The organism is Vibrio diazotrophicus, from assembly GCF_038452265.1.
In the GTDB taxonomy this organism is placed as follows: domain Bacteria; phylum Pseudomonadota; class Gammaproteobacteria; order Enterobacterales; family Vibrionaceae; genus Vibrio; species Vibrio diazotrophicus.
This window is the reverse complement of sequence record NZ_CP151842.1, coordinates 1,234,916-1,253,307: the sequence shown is the minus strand read 5'-3', so window position 1 is coordinate 1,253,307 and position 18,392 is coordinate 1,234,916. Positions and strand designations below refer to the sequence as shown.

Below are 18,392 nucleotides of genomic sequence, written 5' to 3'. Positions count from 1 at the left end.
TATCTCACACTCGACCACTTTTTATTTATCAAAAATGAGAATCGACTCGCATTGGTACGTTTTTAAGTATTTAAGATTTAAAAATTCCTTCCACATTCCGATTTTCGACTTGCAATAGAAGAAATTAGCGGCACTGAGAGGGAATCGGTTGCTTATACACATTAGCGAAAGTTAAAATATGCCGACTTCTGCCTACTAATAATTTTTATGAATCACTTATCTTTTTACTGGCTTCCAGACAACAAACAACTTCTGATCAAGGGAGTCGAGAGCGAGTTTGCGAAACTTGTAGAAACCTCGATCAATACAGGGAGAATTACCCTCCCACCGATACCAGATGTGGTATTGCAAATACAAAAAATGTCGTCACAAGAATCGACCACAGTTTCTGATGTAGCAAATTGCCTTGCCGATGATCCTAGCCTTGCCGCCGTTGTGATTCGCATTGCGAACTCCGTGATTTTTAACCGCCGTAATATTACCTGCAATGACTTGACCACTGCCGTTTCACGGCTAGGTATTTTGCGCGTTAGAGATATCGTGACAGCTCAAGCTATTGAGCAGTTAAAACACGCCACAAACTTGAGTAAAGAGTGCAACAACATATTGATGCACAGTGCTACCGTTTCTCGGGAGTTGGGTGCGACCATGGTGTTGGTAACACAGGCCTTTAAAGAACTCGACCCGGAACACTATCATCATCTGGAGCAGGAAAAATCCCTGCTTGTTGGTTTACTGGCTGACATTGGATTGTTTTGCTTGGTCAACGAGTACCATCAGTATCTGGAAAACGGTAACTACCTTAATCAAGACATTGCTCTACAGATTTTTCACTCCCGCTGTTCAGACACCAGTCATTTGGTATTAAAGCATTGGGGCTTCGATGCTGACTTTTTAGACGTATGTTGCAACAAACAAAGTGTGGAACATTCTTTCGAAGTCAGTTACCTTGATGTAGCACGAATATCAAACCACTTGCTTATGTTTAGAAAACAAGACGATGCTATTGATGATCACGAAGTAGAAATCAATACGACTGGTGCGGAAGTTCTCTTTAACCTGAGCAATCTTAGCGATATGGAATTTAATTCAAAACTTAGAGCGGTTATAAACGCCAGCGGTTTCTAGACCTTATTTCGAGGAATGTATGCTTTCAGGGATGTTGTTTATCTTTGCCCCACTTGTGGTGGGGTATCTGTTCTCTATTGACAATAAAAATTGGCTAGCAAAACTTAACAGTGCGACTGCATCGCTTGTTTATGTCATCTTATTCCTTATGGGATTAAGTCTTGCATCTCTAGACAATCTGGGTGACAACTTACAGCTCATCATTAAATATACAGCGGTGTTCTTCCTCGTGATTGGTAGCTGCAACCTAGCTGTTTTGCCATTTGTCGATAAACTTCTGCCATTAGAAACCGATGTTAGCCACACCAAATTACCTCTATCCCGAATGGCTCTGGAATCTGCAAAGCTGATTTTAGTTGTCGGAGGAGGATTAGTCATAGGTATCGTACTTGGCTTTGATCTGAGTTGGGTAGACACCGCAAGTGAGTGGATTCTATTTGTTCTGCTGTTCTTTATTGGCATTCAGTTAAGAAATAGTGGCTTATCGCTTGGTCAAATTTTGCTGAATAAACATGGCATGGTTATCGCCAGTGTCATCGTAGTCACTAGCCTTGTTGGCGGCGTAATCGCTTCATTCATTTTGGATATTTCTCTCTACCAAGGGCTTGCGATGGCATCAGGTTTTGGCTGGTATTCTTTAGCAGGCATTCTGATGGGCGATGCATTCGGCCCTGTTTTTGGTGGTGCTTCTTTCCTGATTGAATTGCTGCGTGAACTGATATCTTTAGTTCTTATCCCTATGTTTATTGGCCGTATGCCTTGCACATCGATTGGATATGCTGGCGCAACGGCGATGGACTTTACGCTTCCGGTGATTCAAACTACCGGGGGAGTTCGTTGTGTTCCTGTCGCTATCGTCAGCGGATTTATACTAAGCTTGCTCGTTCCAGTTTTGATGCTATTTTTTGTATCTCTCTCGCACTAATTGCATGAGAATTTATGTACATTATGCAACGCTTATAAAAGACGAATTTGTCAGCCCAACATAAAAAAGAAATGCCAGCGCGTCAAAACAAGGTCCGCGAGAGCATAATAACAATAGTTAACAAAGGAACAGTTATGAAACGCCTTCTATCCACACTACTTCTTTCCGCCACTTCTCTAAGTGCGGCTGCCGCAGATAATCAGTGCTTCGCTGGTAAGTATGACGCATACATTGATGCTTCTTTAGGGTGGTATGAGGATCTTGCACAACTCACTACAGATAGTTACCCAGAGCTGGCGGATGTTAGCCAATGGTTTCTAGAAGGTCGTAAAAACCACTTCGAACTTAACCGTGCAGCAGTACACTACTATCTGGATAACGATGCATCAAAAGTAGCAACAAGCCAACCTGTTGAAGCTTGGCTAAAGCTTGAACAACACGACATTAAAGTACTGGCATCACGCAGTGATGAGCTAGGAAAAATCGCCAAAACCACCTTCGATGATCGCCAATCAAAACCGCACGAAAAAAATTATGAGTTACGTTCCGCATTTGCAGAGCTTTTAAGCCACCCGAAACAAATCGACACTGCGCTTAACCGTTACAATAATGCGATTGCGAAACTAGAAAAAATTGAATGTAAGTAAAAGTACATTTTTTAGCTCATAATTTTCGTAATTTAGGCTTTCCGAATTAAGACGGGACATTAGTCCCGTTTTCGTTTAGATTGTCCCGCTGCAACCCTAAAACTACAACTATATATAGACGCGACATGGTATCAGAACAAAGAACCGCTGATGCGAATTTCGAATCTCTGCTTCGAATCTTCACCGTACCAGAAGGGCCAGACTCAACGCTGACCAGAATAGAAGAAGAACTCTCACGCAATCTAAACAAGTTTTTGCGAGAGCATATCGTTGCCGAAGAGAAATCTCTCAAGGATATCGAAAAAGATTTCTCCGATGCTCACATTCCGGAGCAGCCGGAATTTGTGTCTGACCATACGCAGCATCTGCTAGACACCCTTGTGTCTCACTCTGTTCATACCGCTTCACCAAGTTTTATTGGTCATATGACGTCGGCTTTGCCTTACTTCTTAATGCCGCTGTCAAAAATCATGATTGCCTTAAACCAAAACTTGGTAAAAATTGAAACATCGAAAGCTTTCACGCCTTTAGAGCGTCAGGTTTTAGGTATGTTACATCGCTTGATTTACAACCGTGATGACGGCTTCTACTCCTCTTGGATGCACAGTGCAGAACATTCTTTAGGTGCTTTCTGCTCTGGCGGAACCATCGCCAACATCACTGCACTTTGGGTCGCACGCAACAAAGCATTAAAAGCGCAAGGCAGCTTTAAAGGCGTAGAAAAAGAAGGTCTGTTCAAAGCCATGAAGCATTATGGTTATGAAGGCTTGGCTGTTCTCGTTTCCGAACGTGGTCACTACTCTCTCAAGAAGGCAGCAGATGTTCTTGGTATCGGGCAAGAAGGCTTAGTGTCCGTAAAAACTGCGGATAACAACCGCATCTGCCCTAAAGACCTACAAGATAAAATCGCCCAGCTTAAACAACAAAACATCAAACCGTTTGCGGTTATTGGTGTCGCTGGTACGACCGAAACAGGTAATATCGACCCGTTAAGAGAAATTGCGAAAGTTTGCCAAGACGAAGGCTGCCACTTCCACATCGATGCAGCTTGGGGCGGCGCGACATTAATGTCGAATAACCACCGTCACCTACTCGACGGTATCGAACTGGCGGATTCAGTAACGATTGACGCCCATAAACAGCTCTACATCCCTATGGGTGCGGGTATGGTGTTGTTTAAAGACCCTGACGCGATGAAGTCGATTGAACACCACGCTCAATATATCTTGCGTAAAGGCTCAAAAGATCTCGGTAGTCATACATTAGAAGGTTCTCGCTCGGGTATGGCAATGCTGGTTTATGCAAGCATGCACATTATTAGCCGAGCTGGTTATGAACTTCTGATCGACCAAAGTATCGCTAAAGCACGCTATTTTGCTGATTTAATTAAAGCTCAACCTGATTTTGAGTTGGTATCAGAACCAGAGCTATGCCTTCTGACATATCGTTATTTGCCAGCACATATTAAACAGGCATTAGAAAAAGCGGATGCTAAGCAGAAGCTCGCTCTTAATGAATTGCTCAATGAGTTGACCAAGTTTGTGCAAAAAACTCAACGTGAAACGGGTAAATCATTCGTATCACGTACTCAGTTAAATCCAAAATGTTGGGATCAACTTAATACGATCGTTTTCCGTGTGGTGTTGGCAAACCCGTTAACGACGCACGATATTCTGCATTCGGTGCTAGATGAGCAACGTAAGATTGTTCAACAGGCGCCTAACTTAATGCGCCAAATTGAACAGATGGCGCAAAGTATCCTAAGCGCGTAAAAGCTTTAAAAGTTACAGTGAAATTGAAAATTACTTTCGATTTGCTGTAACTTTTTCATCATTCACTCGCTAATATTCTCTTATATCGACAAATCGCAGCTAAAAACTGTAGTTTTTTTTAATTTTTAGTTTGAGGCTTGTCATATTCTCATCATCCCGTGGATTTTTCGTTTCGGGATTCCTACAGCTTAGGTTTATACTGACATCATGGCGTTGGTATTAGGAAATTTATTATTTCCTTATTTTTAAATGGTTTATCCATGAAACCAACAAGTTGTTCTCTATGCCTGCGTGAACACTATGAATACATTAGAAAAAATTCAAAAAAATCTGGAAAATTTTAGCAAGTCAGAGCGCAAAGTCGCTGAAGTTATTATGGCTTCACCACAGACTGCCATTCACTCTAGCATTGCAACATTAGCGAAAATGGCTGATGTGAGTGAACCGACTGTAAACCGTTTTTGTCGTCGCCTAGACACAAAAGGTTTTCCTGATTTCAAACTACATTTAGCGCAAAGCCTTGCTAACGGAACACCTTACGTCAATCGTAATGTTGAAGAAGACGATGGTCCGGATGCTTATACCCATAAGATTTTCGAATCAACTATGGCGTGTTTAGATGTAGCGAAAAACAGCTTAGAGCCAATGCAAATTAATCGTGCCGTTGACCTTCTGACACAGGCGAAGCGTATTTCGTTTTTCGGATTAGGGGCTTCGTCAGCAGTCGCTCGTGATGCGCAAAACAAGTTCATTCGTTTTAATATTCCGATCAGCTGCTTTGAAGACATTGTAATGCAACGTATGAGCTGCATTAACTGTACTGATAATGACGTTATCGTTCTTATCTCGCATACTGGCAGAACAAAGAGCCAAGTTGAGATCGCTAATCTCGCTCGTGAAAATGGCGCAACTGTTATTGCGATTACAGCAAAAGATTCACCTCTTGATAAAGCGGCGTCTTTATCTATCTGTCTGGATATTCCAGAAGATACTGATGTGTATATGCCAATGGCGAGTCGCGTTGTTCAGATGACGATCATCGATGTTTTGGCTACAGGCTTTACATTACGCAGAGGCTCAGGTTTCCGCGAAAACTTGAAGAGAGTAAAAGAAGTACTGAAAGACTCTCGTTATGACAAGTCTTCACAATTCTAAAAAAAACGGAGCTTAGGCTCCGTTTTTCTTTCCCTTGATTGCATTAACTATTCCGTTTTTGAACCTTCTTCTCTCATAGAATTGTAGAGCAGTTCAACCTTGCCACTCATCTGAACCTCAGCTGGCTCTTGGCAAACACCACTGCACTCACAAACTTGATTCAAAATATACACCAAACGCTCTTTGGTCAGTGGGATCGGGTTTCCCTTTATCGAATTGGATTTCAATGCATCTTGAGCCACTTTTTCAAAAGAGGTATTGCATACACCAAAGCTACTTAGTAACGGCAATCCTAACGTGTCGAGCATAGCTTCAACCCAAGCAACTCCGTCTTCTATTTTTGCCTGACTGTTGCCTGTAAGCAGTTCCGCTAAGTGCGTGTATCGATGAAGAATGTCATCTCGGCCAGCTAGTCGCGCAGCATTGATGTTTTCAAGCATGACATACGGCGAAAGACGAGCAGTAATTACGCTGTGCGGAGCTTCCAACTTGCCACACAGTGCCGACGCTAACCCGTGAGCAGCACCCAACTTAGCATTGGTTGATGCCATCCCGCCCAACATGGCCGCAAAAGACAGATCAGCACGAGCAGTTCTATCATCTTGCAGGCATGCAGGTAGCACTGCCCGAGAAAGCTTGCGCATCCCCTCCTCACAGACCATATCCGTGAGTGGATTTGGGTCTCCGCAAACATACGATTCCATAAGATGCGTAAAGGTTTCCATAGCTCCTCGTCCAGAGATAAGTGGCTCTGTACCGTAGGTTAACGTCGGATCAACTATCGCAACATCAGGAATCATATCAGGACTGCGCAGGCTCACTTTCACCTTATCCTGACCAGATTTTAAAACGGCTTTACGCGTGACTTCCGAACCTGTGCTGGCGGTAGTGGGGATCGCAATCATAGGTAGAGGTTTAGTTTTTAGGGGAACACAACGACCCAGCACTTCAACATAATCATAAACGTTGCCTTGATTGGGAATAATTGCCGCTAACGCTTTTCCCATATCAAGAACACTACCACCACCTATTGCTACGACGAGATTCGGAGAAAAACGACGGCCGATGATGGCCGTTTCTTCTACCATGGTGATATTCGGCTCACCCGAAATAGATACATGCTGATAACGGAGCTTTTGTTGATTGAGATAGTCGACAACTGGTCGAGTACGTTCACTCTGCTTACCAGAGACTAAGAGAACGCTGTAACCAAATTGTTTGATCAATGAGAGGGAATTTTCGAGAGCCCCTTCCCCAAAGATAATTCGGCTGGACGTCATGAACTGAAACATAGTGGAACTCCATTCCGCTACAATAAGTTGCAACTAGATTGCCCCTATCCAAAACGGTTTTTTTTGACGCAGGGCAATTCATAAGCAATAACCACTTTTTTTACCTGAGAATATGCTCCAAATCACGTATGCCAAGACTCAATGGTGAATGCTACTTTCAGCTCTGCATTAACAGAATAATAATTAATCGTAAAAAGTCGTCTTTTTAGGCATTTTTTTAGTTCATCAGTAACACGTTCAAAACGCACTTCTTTCGATAGGTTTTAACTATTAAAACAAGTGATAAATGCAGCTTTATTTTCTATGTGGGATCGGGCATAGTAGTCTCAAATGAATTATAGGAGAAAGATATGTTCGCAGTTATTTTTGGTCGCCCAGCCTGCCCTTATTGTGTTCGTGCTAAAGAGCACGCTGAAACGCTAAAAGCAAAACGTGACGATTTTAACTACCGTTATGTTGATATTCATGCGGAAGGTATCTCAAAAGCAGATTTGGAAAAGACTGTAGGTAAGCCAGTAGAAACAGTTCCTCAGATCTTCCTTGACCAAGAACACATTGGTGGCTGTACAGAATTTGAAGCTTACGCGAAAGAACACCTAGGTCTTTTCGACGAGTAACAATGCAAATTGCTGCATAAAAACAATGACTAAATAGCCCGCAATATTAAGCGGGCTTTTTTTATTGATAATCGACAGGTTTGCTCAAGAATTTACTTATTTTTTTTTGTTATTACGTTAGAATCGTCACACTTTATAGTTCTACTGTTGCACATGTAATAATTGAGATAATTTGTGAACATCGACGTCGTCCTTTTACTTGAACAAAATCCGATATTGCTAATTTTTGTCGTATTAGCACTTGGCTTAACTATCGGCAAAATTCGTTTTGGCAGCCTGCAGTTAGGCAACTCAATCGGTGTACTCATCACTTCTTTGTTGATGGGACATTTAGGGTTTTACATTAACCCTGAAACGTTAACTATCGGTTTTATGCTCTTTATCTACTGTGTCGGTATTGAAGCTGGACCGAACTTTTTCGGTATCTTCTTCCGTGACGGTAAAGATTATCTCATTCTCAGTATCGTCGTACTGACGACAGCAACATGGATCACCTATTTCGGCGGTTATTATCTCAACCTCGATTTTGGACTCGCTGCCGGAATGATGGCAGGCGCCCTCACCTCTACACCCGTTCTAGTCGGTGCTCAAGATGCATTGAACTCTGGGTTAGCTACCGCACCACGGAACATGGAACTATCAACCATTCTGGAAAATATGTCTGTCGGTTATGCGATGGCATATCTGATTGGTTTAATCAGTATGATTCTGTTTGCCAAGCTATTGCCTAGACTGCAAAAACAGAACTTATCCGACTCCGCACAACAGATTGCTCAAGAACGAGGCATTGGCGGTAACAGCCAACGCAAAGTCTATCTACCAATTATTCGTGCATATCGCGTTGGTCCTGAACTGATTAAATGGGTCGATGGTCGTAACCTTCGCGAACTAGGTATCTATGGTCAAACAGGCTGTTACATCGAACGAATCCGCCGTAACGGCATACTAGCGCATCCAGACGGTGAAGCTATTTTGCAAGAAGGCGATGAAATCGCACTGGTTGGTTACCCTGATAGCCACGCTCGTCTTGATTCCAGTTTCCGCGAAGGTAAAGAAGTCTTCGACCGTAACTTGCTGGATTTGCGTATTTCTGAAGAGGAAATCGTGGTTAAGAACGACAAATATGCTCAGAAGCGTTTATCCGATTTGAATTTATCTGAATACGGCTGTTTCCTAAACCGAGTTGTCCGTGCGCAGGTAGAAATGCCGATGGATTTAGATATCGTGCTTGCCAAAGGTGACATCCTTCAGGTGAGTGGCGAAAAAAGCAAAGTGTTAGGTTTAGCTGACAAAATCGGTTTCATTTCGATTCACAGCCAAATGGCAGATTTGCTGGCATTCTGTAGCTTCTTCATCTTGGGCATACTGTTCGGTTTAGTTACCATGACTTTCGGTCAGGTCTCATTTGGTTTAGGTAATGCTGTCGGTCTTTTACTATCAGGTATTACGCTAGGCTTCTTACGAGCAAACCACCCTACCTTCGGGTATGTTCCGCAGGGTGCACTGAACATGGTGAAAGACTTAGGCTTGATGTTTTTTATGGCTGGCATAGGTTTAAGCGCCGGTGGAAACATGTTCCAGCATTTATCTGAAGTAGGTGTGCAAGTGCTTGGCCTTGCGTTCTTGGTTAGCTTTGTACCCGTTGTGTTTGCTTATCTCGTTGGTGCTTACTTGCTTAAGATGAACCGAGCACTTCTTTTCGGTGCCATCATCGGCGCACGTACTTGTGCCCCTGCGATGGATATCGTGAACGACTACGCTAAGTCGACCATTCCAGCACTGGGCTATGCTGGCACTTATGCGATTGCCAACGTTCTGATGACGCTGACAGGTACCATCGTTATTCTCTTGTTCTAGCTTTCAAATACCGCTGCTTAGGTAGCGGTTTAAAGCGATGACCTGAACAATCAATGCAAAAATCGATGAAAAGAAAAAAGGCGCTTTTAATAAGCGCCTTTTGTTTATTTCGAATCCGAGGGATTATATATCGATAACGTCAAATGCCACTTCTGGGTTAACGTCTGCATCGTAATCCACACCTTCAACACCGAAACCAAACAGTTTTAGGAACTCTTCTTTGTAGAGTTCGTAGTCTGTCAGCTCTTTTAGGTTCTCAGTAGTAATTTGAGGCCATAGGTCGCTACAGTGTTTTTGGATATCTTCACGAAGTTCCCAGTCATCTAGACGCAGACGGTTTTTCTCGTCTGTTTCTGGCGCTGTGCCGTCTTCTTTATATAGACGCTGGCTGAACATGCGGTAGATTTGCTCCATACAGCCTTCATGGATGCCTTCTTCACGCATTTTCTTGAATACCATCGCAATGTACAGAGGCATTACCGGAATTGCAGAACTTGCTTGAGTCACAACAGATTTAAGAACCGCTACGTTTGCAGTACCGCCTGTTGCAGATAGCTTCTCGTTCAGAGCTGCTGCTGCACGATCTAAGTCCATCTTCGCACGACCTAACGCACCATCCCAATAGATTGGCCAAGTTAGTTCAGTACCGATGTAGCTATAGGCAACTGTTTTACAGCCTTCAGCTAGAACACCACCTTCTTCAAGCGCTTGCATCCAAAGTTCCCAATCCTGACCACCCATTACAGTAATCGTGTCTTGGATTTCTTCTTCAGTTGCAGGCTCAACGCTTGCTTCAATGATGACATCTTTATTGGTGTCAACCGCTGTTGAGGTGTAAGTCTCACCAATTGGTTTTAGTGAAGAACGAACCACTTCGCCTGTTTCAGGCATTTTACGAACTGGAGACGCAAGAGAGTAAACAACTAAGTCAATTTGACCTAGGTCTTGCTTAATAAGCTCTACAGCTTTTTGTTTAGCTTCGTTTGAGAATGCATCGCCGTTCAGGCTTTTCGCATATAGACCTTCTTCGTGAGCAAGTTTGTCAAATGCAGCTGCATTGTAGAAACCTGCAGTACCAGTCTTCTTCTCTGAACCCGGTTTTTCAAAGAAAACACCGATAGTTGCAGCACCGCCGCCAAACGCAGCAGCAATACGAGAAGACATACCGTAGCCACTAGAAGAACCGACAACAAGCACGCGCTTAGGCGCATTCTTGATTGGACCTTGTGCTTTAGTGTAAGCAATTTGTTCTTTTACATTAGCTTCACAACCCACTGGGTGCGTTGTTGTACAGATAAATCCGCGAATTTTAGGTTTGATGATCATATTCAACTTCCTTCAAAAATCTTCGCTAGGATAAAAGGTTCAACCACAATTCGCACCCTATTTCTGTAAAAATAGTCCGATTTAGCAAGTGGTTGGATCACTTTCCATCAACATTTTCCAAGCGACATAAAAAAGGCTTCACTATGGAAGCCTTTATATAGTGATCACTCTTATCCTTAAGCTACGTTGTTTAGCTTAGGTTTCACTGTCTGATTGGTCAAAACTTTTGAAAAATCATGGCTAAAGTGATCCACTTGAATCGCCTTATAACGCAGTTTTTCAGCCGCCAAAATGGCATCAATTTCATCAGCAGTGAGCACACCCGCTTCTTTGGCTTGAATTAAACGGTCTGCGAGTAAACCTTTACGAGCCACTTTACCCTCTTTCACGCCGCGATAGAGTTTCTTCTCAAGGCCTTGAATAGCGTAAAGCGACAGGAATGCTTTTTCCATCAAGCCAACACTGTCATCCTCACTCTTTCCGATATAGCAAAGATGTGTCAGACGATCACGATGAGCGCCTGGAATCATTAAGCTTTCAGCCACAGCAAGCGTTAAATCGTTGCTAGGCGCTTGATAATGATTACCCAGCGGGAACAGTAGACCTTTCAGCAGCTTACCTACCGCTTTAGTCGGGTAGTTTCGGTACACTTCGTTCATAGACTTCGCAGCATGGTACAAACAGTGTTGCATTGCGTAATGAACATAGTTTAGGTCAGACTGCTGACGACCGTCATCTTCGTATTTCTTCAGTACCGCTGACGCCATGTATAAGTAGCTCAAGCCGTCACCCAAGCGGGCAGAGATCATCTCTTTACGTTTCAGTTCACCGCCAAGCGTTAACATCGCCATATCAGCACTCACTGCCAAAACGCGGCTTAGGCGAGTAAGTTGTTTGTAGTAGGTTTTTGTTGGGCCACTCATATGCACTTTAACAAATGCAGAACCTGTTAACGCCGCAGTAAGTGCACCAATTGAGTTTTTCGTTGCATGACCGATATGCTTGAACAGCAACTTATCAAACTCTTTCGCCCCTTCTTTTTCATCAGAGTTCGCCGCCGCTTCCATCTCTTTCAATACATATGGGTGACAGCGCGTCGCACCTTGACCGAAAATCATCAGGTTACGAGTAAGAATGTTTGCACCTTCTACGGTAATTGCGACCGGAATACCTAAGTAATGGCTCGCCAGATAGTTCATCGGGCCGTCTTGAATTGCGCGACCAGAATGAATGTCCATAGAGTCATTCAGAATAGTACGAGCGATTTCGGTCATGTGGTACTTTGCAATTGCAGTAACAATACCCGGTTTCTCTTTCAGATCCAGAGAAGTGGTCGTCAGTGTTCGAGTCGCCTCTAGCAGATAAGTTAAACCACCAATTCGGCCTAGAGATTCAGCAACACCTTCAAATTTACCAATCGGCATACCAAACTGCTTACGAACGTAGGCATAAGCACCTGTAGTACGAGCTGTTAGATGACCAATCGCTGTACCTAATGCAGGAAGCGAGATACCGCGACCTGCTGACAGGCATTCCACCAGCATACGCCAACCTTTACCTGCGTAATCTGAGCCGCCAATCAGCCAATCCATAGGGATAAACACATCGTTACCGCGTGTTGGTCCATTCATAAACGCAAGTCCGAGCGGATCATGACGTTCACCAATCTCTACCCCTTCGTGACTCGCAGGAATCAACGCACAGGTAATACCGATATCTTCTTTGTCACCGAGTAACTTTTCAGGGTCGCTCAGTTTGAATGCCAAGCCAACCACTGTTGCCACGGGTGCAAGCGTGATATAGCGTTTGTTCCAGCTTAAACGAATACCCAGAACTTCTTTACCTTCGTGTTTGCCGTAACACACTACGCCTTGGTCAGGAATACCACCCGCATCAGAACCAGCTTCTGGTCCTGTTAGTGCGAAACATGGAATGTCTGTACCGTCAGCAAGGCGCGGCAACCAGTAGTCTTTTTGCTCTTGAGTGCCGTAGTGAGAAAGTAACTCACCTGGACCTAAAGAGTTGGGAACCATGACGGTTACTGCTGCACTGATTGAACGTGTCGCAATGCGTGAAACGATGGTTGAATTTGCTAAAGCAGAGAACTCACGACCGCCATATTCAGCAGAGATGTTTAGAGAGAAGAAACGCTCTTTGCGCATGAATGTCCAGACATCCTCTGGCAAGTCGCGGTCTTCTTTTACTATTTTATGGTCATCAAGCATTTCAAGCAGGGTTTCCAGCTCGTTATCCATAAATGACTGTTCTTCAGCAGTAAACGACGGTTTTGGGTAATGGTGAAGCTTTTGAAAATCTGGCTGACCAGAAAACAGCTCACCATCCCACCAAACACTGCCCGCTTCCATTGCTTCTTTTTCAGTACTAGACAGCGGTGGCAATACCTTCTTAAACAACTTAAAGGCAGGGTCACTTATCCATTTTTGTCGTAGAGAGCTCATTGTTCAGATCCTTTTGTTCACGGGACTTTATTATTATTTTTAGCTTATATTTTCGCTGCAACGCCAGCAGCAAGATATGGAATGATCTGGTCAACAACGACTTTTGCATCGACCTTACTTCCAAAATCATTTTCTGCGATTTCTGCCAGCGCCTTACTTGAAGCCATAGTGAAAACACATGTGCCTAAGGTAAAGTGCAGACGCCAAAACAGAGTTTCGCGTGTTAATTCAGGGTTCGCTTTCATTACCGAGTCTGTAAACAATTTCAATACATCTTGGTAACGAGTGGTGATAAACCAGCGCAGATGCCCCTGCACATCGGTATAACCTCTTCCGATCAACAGCATAAAGCGGCTGGTACCGTGTGTACTGACCTTGTTGAGGTTCTTCAAAGGTTCACGCAACGATTCAAACACTTCCTCCATTGAGTAAGACTCACGTTGATTCAACGCAATAAGAGCTTTATGTACTTCGGGCATAAACGCCTCTAAGTAACGGTTCAGCACTGCGCGAACCAAAGTTTTCTTATCACCGAAGTGATAATTCACTGAAGCCAAATTGACTCCGGCTTTGCCGGTAATCGTTCTTAACGAGGTATCATTAAAACCTTGTTCAGCGAAAAGTCCTTCAGCTACATCCAGTATTTTTTCTTTGGTACTACTTCTCGACGCCATTCATCACTCACAGGAAACACTTAAATCAAACACCTGTTTGAAATATACTTCTGATACACAAAATTAACAACAGATTAACATCACACTTCTTGATCTTACTTTGCCATTTCCTTGCATCCCCTTGTCATCGATAGAGAAAAACAAAAAACTTAATCTTTTTTTCATTCCCCAAGGAACTAAACCCAAAATGCATAGTCCTAATTAGTGTCCGTTGTTAGCGCATTAAGAGTTTCACAGGCCGTCAAACTGTTTTTCTTCTAACAACACGAACACCACTGCTTTTCATATTTAACTCCATTTTTGTATCCGCCCAGATCGCTTATGTTCTGGGCTTTTTTTTTATTCATTTCAAACACCCACGGGTTAAATGCACTAAGGGATATGACTTTTCTTCGACGATGAATAGATGCAAGATAGAACCAAATAGGTCTAGGCTTGTTGCTTTAGGCGGTAAGCGATGCAAATGAACGAGCGTTGAAATGAAAAAAATATTGCTGGTTGAAGATAATCGAGAAGTGGCGGGAATATTGTTTGATTACTTTGAAAGTGAAGGGATGGAGCTCGACTATGCCGACAATGGCGAGCTAGGCCTCAAGCTGGCTTTAGAAACCCCGTTTGACGCCATCATTTTAGATCTGATGCTACCGCGTATGGATGGATTAACCGTCTGTGAGAAACTCAGAGAGGCCGGTAATACCACACCAGTGCTAATGCTGACTGCTCTGGATAGCCGTGAAGATATGCTGAGCGGATTTAAATACGGCGCCGATGACTACCTGACCAAACCTTTTGATCTCGAAATTCTTGAAGCTCGCCTGCACGCGTTAATTAAGCGTTATAGAAGGACAGTAACTGAAACGTCTTTCGAATTCGCTAGCCTACGCATCGATCAAAAGACACATCAAGCGTATCGAGACGGCATCAAGCTTTCATTAAATCCAACCACCTATTCCATTTTGGAACTGCTTTGCCAACGTGCTCCCGATGTGGTCACTCGCGAAGAAATTACGGATATGCTTTGGCAGGATAACGAGCCAAACAACGATGTACTGCGTAGCCATATTTACCAACTCCGTAACCAGTTAGATAAACCTTTCGAGTCTCCTATGCTGGTCACCGTGCCTAAAATTGGCTTCCGTTTGGAGAAGGTATAATGAACACCATAAGTTTTGCCAATACCCGTACTCTTACTGGTCAATTAGCCCTATTTTTTACTGGTGTCGCTTTGGTTATGGGCTTAGCCAGTTACATTATTTTTTATACCGCCCTGCACTGGTCAGAAGACAAAGTGGGTGAAAGACGTATCGAAATAGATAAGAACGAAGCCATCGCTCGCTTTATGAATGGTGAAGAAGGCAAAATCACCATTGATGTCCTTACCACTGCCTATAACGATATCAGCCTAGTTCCAGCCGAATACCATAAATATTTTGAAGGCAGAGATAGCTTTGTTGGTGAAGTCGGCAGCGACCCAGATTCACGTATGGTGTTTTTCAGCTACTACTATAAAGATGGTTCAAGAAAACCCGTCATCTTGCTGTCGGATATCAACCAGATAGAGTTTGGGAAAAATGAAACCTTATTCTCAGGTCTTATTGTTGTTACCAGTGTCGCGGGACTTCTGCTTATCTTTGGCGGCCTATTGTTACGACTCTCGCAACGTTTGATTGAACCAATTAATAACCTCACACAGCAACTGACAGAACACAGTGGCAACGCTGCTCACGTATTTGAAATACCTAGCGGCGGTGCGAGTGAATTTAAAATTCTAGCCGACGAGCTCAATCAATATCGCCATGAAATTCACAGTCTAATTAAGCGTGAACAAGCGTTTGCCCGTTATGCCAGCCACGAGCTAAGAACACCGTTAACCATAGTAAAAGGTGCTAGCAAATTGTTGGAACGCAATGCCTCTGATGATTTCCAGAAACGTCAAATCGTGCGTATCAATGAAGCCACCGCTCAGATGAGTACCATGGTTGACGCTTTGCTTGGCCTTGTGCGCTATGAACGCAGTGAAGAGGAAGCCGTTGTCAGAGAAGTGAGTAAAACTGAATTTGAAACCATTATTGAACTCAACAGTGCTCAGGCTAAAGACAAAGATATCGACATTGCTTTGGTTTTCCACCAAATGCCTCAGCTCAAAGCGGCACCCGCTGTTTTAAATATGGTGGTAGGAAACCTGCTGCGAAACGCCATAGCCGCCACACATCAAGGAGAGATCACGCTGGAAGTCTCTGCTGACTCTTTGTGCGTCAGAGACAATGGCCCCGGTCTTAATCAGGCAAAAAATCAAGACGGGCATGGCTTAGGTTTGCTGATAGTAGAAGACTTATGTCGCCGATATCACTGGCATTTTTCGATTAAGAATCGTCCTACTACAGGCTGCGAAGCCTTAATCAGTTTTGGGCAATAAACTTACGTCTGAGCGAAGTTGTTAAGGTTATAATGCGCTTCCCTTGGCTATTTCATTGCAACAGGAAGAGTTATGAAACTCGCAAACAGCCCTATTACTGAGCACCATTTCAACGGTCATCATTTTTATCTCAAACGTGATGACCAGTTGCACTCACAGTTTAGTGGTAATAAAGCCAGAAAATTCATGTCTCTACTGGACGCTGATTTGCCTCTAGTAACAACACTGATTGGCTATGGCTCTGCGCAGGCTAACTCGTTGTACTCTATGGCAGCTTTAGCTCGCATTCGTGGCTGGCAGCTAGAGTTTTATGTTGACCATATTCCTGCATGGCTAAAACAGCGCCCAATTGGCAACTACCGTGGCGCTCTGGAACTTAACGCTAACATCATAGAGACCCGTCCATTTGGTCTGCATCCAAGAGAGTATATTGAACAGATTCGACAGCCAGATGAAAGCTGTTTGTCTGTGCCTGAAGGTGGACGTTCAAAATTAGCCGAAGCCGGTGTTAAACAACTGGCATCAGAGATACTGGAATGGATTCGCATGCAACCTAAACAAGAGTGGTGTGTCGCACTGCCTTCGGGAACAGGCACTACGGCGCTCTTTTTGCACAAAGCACTTCAACCTCATGGGGTCCAGGTTGTCACCTGCCCTTGTGTCGGTGGTGCCGAATACCTTACAGAACAGTTCCACGAGCTGGGTGAAACAAGCCATCCAGAGATACTGCAACTTGATAGCAAACACTACTTTGGCCATCTCTATCGTGAAGATTTTGATATCTGGCAACAGCTTCATGAACAAACTCATGTAGAGTTTGATTTGCTCTATGACCCTCTAATGTGGCGCTGCTTAATCTCTTGGCTGCAAAAAGAGTCATTTGCAAACGCTGATATACAAACTGAAAAACGCCCTGCACTCATCTATATTCATCAGGGTGGTCTGTTAGGTAATGAGAGCATGCTTCCTCGTTACCAACGTCTATTTGACCTATAAGGAACAGCTTTATGCCTAAATATTTTGCCCTATTGTTGGTACTTGTTAGCCCTATCTCGATGGCTAAAACGATCTCAACTCCGGCAACTCCCGTCCCTGTGGTTGTCGATGGCAATGTAGGTAAACGCGTTTGCTACTATCAAGACCAAGCATATTCAGAAGGCGCACTATTGCAGGTCGGAGAGCTATACATGATTTGCCAAGCAGCAAACAACTTTGAAACTAACGGGCAGTTAAAGTGGGTTCAACTCAACAATGAAAAGAAGTCTCACAAAGAGTGATTAATGTGTGAAATGAAGAAGCCTACTCGATACCAAACCGATCAAAGTAGGCTTCTAGATAATTATTGCCCCATGACTACACGAGCATTAATTGCTTGAATCGGACGGTTGTTATGTCCCATCAACTGTTCAAACTTCTCGACCTGATCGGCTGAAATGGTTAATGGCTGCTTTAATACCAACCAACGCACACCTTCAGAACACGGCGGCGTAGTTAATGAGCCATTAAAACGGTAGTACTGCTTTTCTTTTGGTAACAGAGACGTCACGTCAAACGGTTTCGACAGATCCGCTTTTGCTTCTTCTTTCGGCGCTACAGCCAGTAATTTTGCCAACTCAGCATTCTGCTCACCCAGTTTAAAAAACAGAGAAACAACCGCTAAGTGACCGTCTTTATCTGCATGAACATAATGCGCTTCTAACGGATAAGACTGCCCATCGATGTGGTTTTCTGAAGGGGTATGAAAATGGAACTGCTTTAGCTCAAAAGCCTTATTATCAACCCACAATGTATTCTGCTCAGAAACAGATGCTTGCAGAGTGTGACCATTGTTAGTGATAGACACTGCCTGCCCCGAATAATCAAACTTAAGGTTTTTCAGTTCTGCTTTTGTTACAGCGCTGATGTCGATAGGACTTTGGTTTTGCCCTTGAGCACATATCGCTGAAACCTTACCCCAATGCTCAGGCGCATGCTCCCCGTGATATCCCCAATCAGAAGCTTGAACTTGGCTCATTGAAGCAAGAATCATTGCAGCAGCCACTAGCGTTTTTTTCATTGTTTATCCCTGTTCACTAATAGAAAAGCCGGATAATTACACAGAGCATTAACCGAAAAATCGATGAA

The 18,392-nt window shown here is 43.6% G+C and carries 16 protein-coding genes; 11 read left to right on the top strand and 5 right to left on the bottom strand.

Features of this window, described 5'->3' with window-relative positions:
• Nucleotides 1–207: 207 nt before the first annotated feature.
• From AAGA51_RS05670 to AAGA51_RS05650, 5 genes are all read left to right on the top strand, one after another.
• Complete coding sequence (locus AAGA51_RS05670; protein WP_042488272.1) at nucleotides 208–1,128, top strand: HDOD domain-containing protein; 921 nt, start codon at nucleotides 208–210, stop codon at nucleotides 1,126–1,128.
• A 19-nt stretch (nucleotides 1,129–1,147) separates the two neighbouring features.
• Nucleotides 1,148–2,053 (top strand): lysine exporter LysO family protein, encoded by a 906-nt coding sequence (locus AAGA51_RS05665; RefSeq protein WP_042488269.1) that lies wholly within the window; start codon nucleotides 1,148–1,150, stop codon nucleotides 2,051–2,053.
• A 134-nt stretch (nucleotides 2,054–2,187) separates the two neighbouring features.
• Nucleotides 2,188–2,700: a hypothetical protein gene (locus tag AAGA51_RS05660; protein ID WP_042488266.1), complete on the top strand. Its 513-nt coding sequence runs from the start codon at nucleotides 2,188–2,190 to the stop codon at nucleotides 2,698–2,700.
• Nucleotides 2,701–2,825: 125 nt separating this feature from the next.
• A complete protein-coding gene (gene panP, locus AAGA51_RS05655) occupies nucleotides 2,826–4,472 on the top strand; it encodes a pyridoxal-dependent aspartate 1-decarboxylase PanP (RefSeq protein ID WP_042488263.1) in 1,647 nt (548 codons plus the stop codon).
• A gap of 300 nt (nucleotides 4,473–4,772) precedes the next feature.
• Nucleotides 4,773–5,627 carry a MurR/RpiR family transcriptional regulator gene (locus tag AAGA51_RS05650; RefSeq protein ID WP_042488260.1) on the top strand — a complete coding sequence of 285 codons (855 nt, stop codon included), beginning with the start codon at nucleotides 4,773–4,775 and terminating at the stop codon, nucleotides 5,625–5,627.
• 47 nt (nucleotides 5,628–5,674) lie between these two features.
• Here AAGA51_RS05650 and AAGA51_RS05645 read toward each other — a convergent pair whose 3' ends face one another.
• Nucleotides 5,675–6,919: an iron-containing alcohol dehydrogenase gene (locus AAGA51_RS05645; protein WP_042488257.1), complete on the bottom strand. Its 1,245-nt coding sequence runs from the start codon at nucleotides 6,917–6,919 to the stop codon at nucleotides 5,675–5,677.
• A 350-nt stretch (nucleotides 6,920–7,269) separates the two neighbouring features.
• Here AAGA51_RS05645 and AAGA51_RS05640 point away from each other — a divergent pair, with 350 nt between their 5' ends.
• A complete protein-coding gene (locus AAGA51_RS05640) occupies nucleotides 7,270–7,536 on the top strand; it encodes a GrxA family glutaredoxin (RefSeq protein WP_042488255.1) in 267 nt (88 codons plus the stop codon).
• A gap of 174 nt (nucleotides 7,537–7,710) precedes the next feature.
• Nucleotides 7,711–9,393: an aspartate:alanine antiporter gene (locus tag AAGA51_RS05635; RefSeq protein WP_042488254.1), complete on the top strand. Its 1,683-nt coding sequence runs from the start codon at nucleotides 7,711–7,713 to the stop codon at nucleotides 9,391–9,393.
• A gap of 123 nt (nucleotides 9,394–9,516) precedes the next feature.
• Here the strand turns inward: AAGA51_RS05635 and fabV are convergent, their stop codons facing one another.
• The 3 genes from fabV to AAGA51_RS05620 form a co-directional block, all read right to left on the bottom strand.
• Nucleotides 9,517–10,719: an enoyl-ACP reductase FabV gene (fabV, locus tag AAGA51_RS05630; RefSeq protein WP_042488251.1), complete on the bottom strand. Its 1,203-nt coding sequence runs from the start codon at nucleotides 10,717–10,719 to the stop codon at nucleotides 9,517–9,519.
• A gap of 176 nt (nucleotides 10,720–10,895) precedes the next feature.
• Complete coding sequence (locus AAGA51_RS05625; RefSeq protein ID WP_042488249.1) at nucleotides 10,896–13,178, bottom strand: acyl-CoA dehydrogenase; 2,283 nt, start codon at nucleotides 13,176–13,178, stop codon at nucleotides 10,896–10,898.
• 44 nt (nucleotides 13,179–13,222) lie between these two features.
• Nucleotides 13,223–13,852, bottom strand: a complete 630-nt coding sequence (locus AAGA51_RS05620; protein WP_042488247.1) for a TetR/AcrR family transcriptional regulator — start codon at nucleotides 13,850–13,852, stop codon at nucleotides 13,223–13,225.
• Nucleotides 13,853–14,331: 479 nt separating this feature from the next.
• Here AAGA51_RS05620 and AAGA51_RS05615 point away from each other — a divergent pair, with 479 nt between their 5' ends.
• The 4 genes from AAGA51_RS05615 to AAGA51_RS05600 all read left to right on the top strand — a co-directional run bounded on the left by AAGA51_RS05615 (nucleotide 14,332) and on the right by AAGA51_RS05600 (nucleotide 17,545).
• On the top strand, nucleotides 14,332–15,006 hold the full coding sequence (locus AAGA51_RS05615; protein ID WP_042488245.1) for a response regulator transcription factor: 675 nt from the start codon (nucleotides 14,332–14,334) through the stop codon (nucleotides 15,004–15,006).
• A complete protein-coding gene (locus AAGA51_RS05610) occupies nucleotides 15,006–16,268 on the top strand; it encodes a sensor histidine kinase (RefSeq protein ID WP_042488243.1) in 1,263 nt (420 codons plus the stop codon). Before AAGA51_RS05615 ends, AAGA51_RS05610 begins: the two co-directional genes overlap by 1 nt.
• Before the next feature lie 72 nt (nucleotides 16,269–16,340).
• On the top strand, nucleotides 16,341–17,264 hold the full coding sequence (locus AAGA51_RS05605; RefSeq protein ID WP_042488240.1) for a 1-aminocyclopropane-1-carboxylate deaminase/D-cysteine desulfhydrase: 924 nt from the start codon (nucleotides 16,341–16,343) through the stop codon (nucleotides 17,262–17,264).
• A gap of 11 nt (nucleotides 17,265–17,275) precedes the next feature.
• The gene (locus AAGA51_RS05600) at nucleotides 17,276–17,545 is read left to right on the top strand and encodes a DUF1496 domain-containing protein (protein WP_042488236.1); all 270 of its coding nucleotides are present in this window, start codon (nucleotides 17,276–17,278) and stop codon (nucleotides 17,543–17,545) included.
• A 62-nt stretch (nucleotides 17,546–17,607) separates the two neighbouring features.
• Here AAGA51_RS05600 and AAGA51_RS05595 read toward each other — a convergent pair whose 3' ends face one another.
• A complete protein-coding gene (locus tag AAGA51_RS05595) occupies nucleotides 17,608–18,324 on the bottom strand; it encodes a carbonic anhydrase (RefSeq protein WP_042488232.1) in 717 nt (238 codons plus the stop codon).
• Nucleotides 18,325–18,392: the final 68 nt, after the last annotated feature.